The organism is Rhizobacter sp. P2_H2, from assembly GCF_056403375.1.
On sequence record NZ_JBFUFP010000319.1, the window covers coordinates 1 to 5,276 of the forward strand.

5 protein-coding genes and 1 pseudogene are annotated in these 5,276 nt (G+C 69.6%); 2 read left to right on the forward strand and 4 right to left on the reverse strand.

What is annotated here, in order from left to right; all coding sequences use genetic code 11:
- Positions 1 to 100: 100 nt before the first annotated feature.
- Positions 101 to 817 (forward strand): annotated as a pseudogene (locus tag AC1D15_RS16870) (cytochrome c biogenesis protein CcdA); the annotation flags it as partial.
- A 20-nt stretch (positions 818 to 837) separates the two neighbouring features.
- On the opposite strand, the gene AC1D15_RS16875 reads toward AC1D15_RS16870, so the two are convergent.
- Complete coding sequence (locus AC1D15_RS16875) at positions 838 to 1,518, reverse strand: glutathione S-transferase (protein ID WP_477826875.1); 681 nt, start codon at positions 1,516 to 1,518, stop codon at positions 838 to 840.
- Positions 1,519 to 1,732: 214 nt separating this feature from the next.
- Between AC1D15_RS16875 and AC1D15_RS16880 the strand changes: the two genes are divergently transcribed.
- Positions 1,733 to 2,494 (forward strand): DUF4397 domain-containing protein, encoded by a 762-nt coding sequence (locus AC1D15_RS16880; RefSeq protein ID WP_047499982.1) that lies wholly within the window; start codon positions 1,733 to 1,735, stop codon positions 2,492 to 2,494.
- Here AC1D15_RS16880 and AC1D15_RS16885 read toward each other — a convergent pair.
- The 3 genes from AC1D15_RS16885 to AC1D15_RS16895 all read right to left on the reverse strand — a co-directional run.
- Entirely contained in the window at positions 2,481 to 3,158 is a 678-nt protein-coding gene (locus tag AC1D15_RS16885) for a response regulator (protein ID WP_477826876.1), read from the reverse strand. The two genes, AC1D15_RS16880 and AC1D15_RS16885, sit on opposite strands and share 14 nt — an antisense overlap.
- Positions 3,159 to 3,204: 46 nt before the next feature.
- Positions 3,205 to 3,561 carry a hypothetical protein gene (locus tag AC1D15_RS16890; RefSeq protein ID WP_047499979.1) on the reverse strand — a complete coding sequence of 119 codons (357 nt, stop codon included), beginning with the start codon at positions 3,559 to 3,561 and terminating at the stop codon, positions 3,205 to 3,207.
- On the reverse strand, positions 3,558 to 5,276 hold a 1,719-nt coding region (locus tag AC1D15_RS16895), incomplete at its 5' end, for an ATP-binding protein (RefSeq protein ID WP_477826877.1). The genes AC1D15_RS16895 and AC1D15_RS16890, both read right to left, overlap by 4 nt.

The window sequence follows — 5,276 nt, forward strand, 5'->3', positions numbered from 1 at the left end:
GATCGCGATGGGCGCGCAGCTCAGCCTGCACAACCGCAGCACCGGCGGGCTCGAGGCCCGGCTGGTGCTGCCGCTGGACTGATCCACGGGAACGATCGCCATGCTCCTCACCCTCGTCATCGCCTGGCTCGGCGGCGTGCTGACCATCCTGAGCCCCTGCATCCTGCCGGTGCTGCCCTTCGTCTTCGCGCGGGCCGACCGGCCGTTCCGCTCGCACGGCCTGCCGATGCTGGTGGGCATGGCGGCGAGCTTCGCGGCGATCGCGTCGCTGGCGGCGGTGGGCGGCGGCTGGGTCGTGACGCTGAACGAGGCCGGGCGCTGGGCGGCGATCGCGCTGCTGGCGGTGTTCGGGCTCACGCTGCTGTGGCCGGGGCTGGCGGATCGGCTGAGCCGGCCGCTGGTGGCGCTCGGCGTGCGCTGGTCGGAGGGGTCTTCCGGTGAAGGCCGGGGATCGGCACTGTCACCGGTGCTGCTGGGCATCGGCACGGGCTTGCTGTGGGCACCGTGCGCCGGGCCGATCCTCGGGCTGATCCTCACCGGTGCGGCGCTGAACGGCGCGAGCATCGGCACCTCGCTGCTGCTGCTCGCCTATGCCGCCGGTGCGTGCACCTCGCTGGCGGCGGCGCTGCTGTCGGGTGGGCGCCTGTCGGCACTGATGAAGCGCTCGCTGCATGCCGGCGAATGGCTGCGGCGCGCGGCCGGTGTCGCGGTGCTGGCGGGCGTCGGCGCGATCGCGACCGGGCTCGACACCGGGGTGCTCAGCCGGCTGACGCCGGTGGGGACGACAGGGTGGGAGCAGGCGCTGGTGGACAAGGTGCAGCGGGCGGTGCGCTGACCTCAATCGGCGAAGTCGTACGGCCCTCCCCGCTCCAGCGCGCGCCGGTACGCCGGCCGTGCGTGAATGCGCTTCAGCCACGCCATCAGCTTCGGCCGGCTCGCATCCAGCCCCGCGCGCTGCGCCGCGGCCTCGACCGGAAAGCTCATCTGGATGTCGGCCGCGCTGAAGTCGCCGCCCGCGAACCACTCGCTCCTGCCGAGCTCGGCCTCCATGAAGTCGAGCTGCCGCTTCAGGTTCGGCTCGACCATCAGCGCCAGCACCTTGGCCGAGATGCCCTTCGCGATCGGCTTCACGAAGAACGGCATCGGCGATTTCGGGATGCGATCGAAGATCAGCTTCAGCAGCAGCGGCGGCATCGCCGAGCCTTCGGCGAAATGCAGCCAGTAGGTGAATCGCAAGGCCTCGGGCGTGCCCGCCGCGGGGGCGAGCCGGCCCTGGGTGCCGGGGCTGAAGCGCGACAGCAGGTACTCGATGATCGCGCCCGATTCAGCCACCGTGGTGCCGTCGTCGGTGATCACCGGCGACTTGCCCAGCGGATGCACCTGCAGCAACTCGGGCGGTGCCAGCATCGTCTTCGGGTTGCGCTGGTACTTCTTGATCTCGTACGGCACGCCGAGCTCCTCGAGCAACCAGAGCACGCGCTGCGAGCGCGAGTTGTTCAAGTGGTGGACAACGATCATGCGGTCTCCTGGAGGGCGGCCTGTCGAGCGGCCTGCGTGGCGCGCATTGTCACCGTGCGCGGCATCCGACAAGCGCCGCCGACACACGCGGCGCCTCGTCCGACAGCGATCTCAGGCACGCCCCACATCGGGTCGCCGCATCCACCGACACGGTGCGCGATGCACGAAACCTAGAGTCGCATCGTCCCTCGACTCCACTGAAAGGCAGTCCATCATGCACAAGGCTCTCAAATTCCTCACGGCCTTCGCGCCGATCCTCCTGGTCGCTGCCTGTGGTGGCGGTGACGACAGCATCGACGACCGGCTGGACATCGCCGACCCGAAGGTGCGCTTCATCCACGCGATCCCGGCCGGCCCGAACGTCGCGCTGTACCGCAACACCGAGATCTCGGGCGGCATCAGCGACGTCGGCTACCTGTACGCGTCGAAGTACTACGTCGTCGACACCGCACCGGCCGACTACACCGTGAAAACCACCACCGGCGGCGCCACCGTGGGCACGATCAACTTCAACCCGACGCGCGGCAACAAGTTCACGCTGATCGCGGTGCCGGGCGAAGCCACGACGACCAACCTGCTGCTGATCAACGATCCGTACGACAAGCAGCTGACCGCCACCAACGGCCGCGTGCGCGTCGTCAACGGCTCGTTCAATGCGCAGAACGTCGACGTCTACCTGACGGCCGCCAATGTCGACATCGCCACGGTGGGGCCGAACTTCGCCGCCGCGGCGTACAAGAGCGCGGTGCCGGCCTCGAGCTCGAACTCGACCGACTTCACCGCCGGCAACTACGTGATGCGCGTGACGACCGCCGGCACGAAGGCCGTGATCTTCACCGCGCCGATCGAGGTGCAGACCAACGCCGACCTGCTGCTGATGACGGTGCCGCAGAGCCTCGCCGTCAACGACGTGAAGGTGCTGGAGGTGATCGCCGACAACGGCCAGCCGAGCACCGAGATCATCAACCAGCCTTGAGGCTGCCGCGATGATGCGACGCCGCCAGCAGCAGCTGGCGGCGTTGCGCATGGGCCTCCAGGAAGCCGAGCACCCGGTCCCAGGGCACCGGCTTGCGGTACAGCAGCACGTTGGGCGGCAGGCCGCCGCGGCGCGCGATCTCGTCGTCGTCCAGTCCGGTGACGACCACCTGGGCCATCAACGCCAGTTCGGCATCGTTCTGCACCGCGGCGACCAGCCGGAAGCCGTCGACCGGCTCCATCTGCAGGTCGGTGATCAACACGTCGGGGCGAAAGCGCTCGAGCTTGAGCAGGGCCTCGATGCCGTCCGTCGCGAACTCGCACGAGATCGGCAGCCTGCTGCGGCGCAACACCTTCTGGTAGCTCAGCGTGGTGGTCGGGCTGTCCTCGACGATCAGCACCGTCATGCTCGACGACGGGGCCGGCACGGGCGCCGACGCCGCGCCGGGCACCAGCTGCAGCTGTCCGCTCAGCAGCGCCTGCACCGAGCTGCGGACGATGCGCCGGTGCCCGCCCGGCGTGCGCATCGCGAGCAGCACGCCGCTGTCCACCATCTTCTGGACCGAGGTACGGGAAACCCCCAGCAGGCCGGTCACCTCGCCCACGGTCAGTAGTTCCTCGTGTTCCACGGTGTCGGTCAACTTGCTGTCGGGAGAAGCGCCCATGTTACGGCCTCCGCCCGCCCCGCCCGGGCAACGTCCAGGAGATGATTCAGGAGAAGCGCTGCCGCAGCCACTCGCGCGCCCCGTCGGCCGAGGCCTCCAGCAACTGCGTCACCTCGTGCTGCACCACGATCGTGTCCAGCACCTCGCCGGCATGGCAGCGCCGCTCGATCTCGCGCACCCGTCGGCCGGCGTCGAAGCACCAGATCGATTCCAGCGAGTTCGCCAGCTCGTGCAGCACCGCGGCATAGGCCGCGCGGCCGCGCGCCGGGGCGTCTTCGAGCGCCGTGCGGCCGGTGTCCAGGTCTTCCAGGAACGCGAGCAGCACTTCGGCGATGCTGTCGGTATCGCCGTCGAAATCGGCCAGCGCACGCCGGGTGTCGAAGGTGACCTTCGGAAAGTTCATGAGTGAGCGGCTTCCAGGGTGGGGGTCAGGCTGATGCGGGGAATGAATTCCGGCAGCTCCGGCAGCGGCTCGTTGGCGGCGATCAGCGGCACGAGCTTGCGGATCAGGCCGTTGCGGTCGACCGGCTTCGTGATGTAGTCGTTCATGCCGGYCGCCTGGCATTGCTCGCGCTCGCCGCCCATCGCGAGCGCGGTCACGCCGATGATCGGCACGCTCGCCCCGCTGGTGTGGCCTGAGCCCGTCACGCCGCCCATCGCGCGGATCGCGCGCGCCGCGTCGTAGCCGTTCATCACCGGCATCGAGACATCCATCAGGATCGCGTCGAAGTGCGCGCCGGCCGCCTTCTCGACCGCCTGCTCGCCGTTGTTCGCGATCTCCACGTGCGCCCCCTCCTGCTGCAGCCACTTGCGCAGCAGCATCTGGTTGATGCGGTTGTCGTCGACCACCAGCACGCGCTGGCCGAACAGCCCGTGCGCCAGCGTGTCGATGCTGCTGTCGGGCTGGGTGTGCACGAAGCCGGTGGTCGACGCGGCGCGCGGCAGGAAGAAGATCACCTCGAAGCACGAGCCCCGGCCCTCGGTGCTCTCGACCTGGATGTCGCCGCCCATCATCCGCGCGAGCTGGCGGCACAGCGCGAGGCCGAGCCCGGTGCCGCCATAGCGCCGCGTGACCGACTCGTCGGCCTGCGTGAAGGCGGCGAACAGCCGCTTCTGCAGCGCCTTCGGAATGCCCACGCCGGTGTCGGTGATCGAGATGCGGATGCGGCTGCCGTCGGTCACGCGCGCATCCCGCGACTCGGCCACCTCGACCCGCACGCTGCCCGAGGTGGTGAACTTGATCGCGTTGTCGAGCAGGTTGTTCAGGATCTGCGTGATGCGGAACGGATCGCCCAGCAGCACCGGGTGGCCGACGTGGAAGCGGGCCTCGAAGCGCAGCCCACGCGATTCGGCCAGCGCCTTGAACGGCACGCAGGCATCGTGCAGCTGCTCCTCCAGGTCGAACGGCAGGCTCTCGAGCTCGAGCCGCCCGGCCTCGATCTTCGACAGGTCGAGGATGTCGTTGAGCAGGTTGCGCAGCAGCCGGGCGCTCGATCGCATCACGTCGATGTACTCGCGCTGGTCCGGTGTCGGCGACGAGCGCGTCAGCAGGTCCAGCATGCCGGCGATGCCGTTCAGCGGCGTGCGGATCTCATGGCTCATGTTGGCCAGGAAGCGCGATTTCACCTGCGCCGACTGCTGCGCCTCGGCGAGCGCCGCCTCCAGCGCGCGCGCGTCGCGCAGCTCCTGCGTCATGTCGCGCAGGAACAGGCACATCTTCGGGCCGTGCGGCAGCTTCATCAGCTCGCCGTACAGCCGCACCGTGGCGGCGCTGCCGTCGGCGCACAGGATGCTGCGGTCGAGCACCAGCCGCGTGCGCTGGCCGGCGCCGTGCGCCGCGAAGTCGAGCATCGTGCGCATGAACTCGTAGCGCTCGCCCGGCGGGATGATGCGGTCGAGCCGGCCGCCGACGAGCTGCTCGCCGCGCCAGCCGAACTGGCGCTGCATCGCCTCGTTGCAGATGCGCACGGTGCCGGTCACGTCGTACACCAGCACCGCCTCGGGCATCGCGTCGATCACGCGGCCGAGCRTGCGCAGCGCCTGCTCCTTCGCCCGCAGCTGGTGGGTGCGCTGCGCGACCACCTCGGACAGCGCATGCGCCAGCGCGCGCAGCTCGCG

Coding starts and splice junctions, on each gene's coding strand:
- AC1D15_RS16890 (WP_047499979.1), bottom strand. CDS start 3,561: ATGAACTTTCCGAAGGTCACCTTCGACACCCGGCGTGCGCTGGCCGAT.
- AC1D15_RS16885 (WP_477826876.1), bottom strand. CDS start 3,158: ATGGGCGCTTCTCCCGACAGCAAGTTGACCGACACCGTGGAACACGAG.
- AC1D15_RS16880 (WP_047499982.1), top strand. CDS start 1,733: ATGCACAAGGCTCTCAAATTCCTCACGGCCTTCGCGCCGATCCTCCTG.
- AC1D15_RS16875 (WP_477826875.1), bottom strand. CDS start 1,518: ATGATCGTTGTCCACCACTTGAACAACTCGCGCTCGCAGCGCGTGCTC.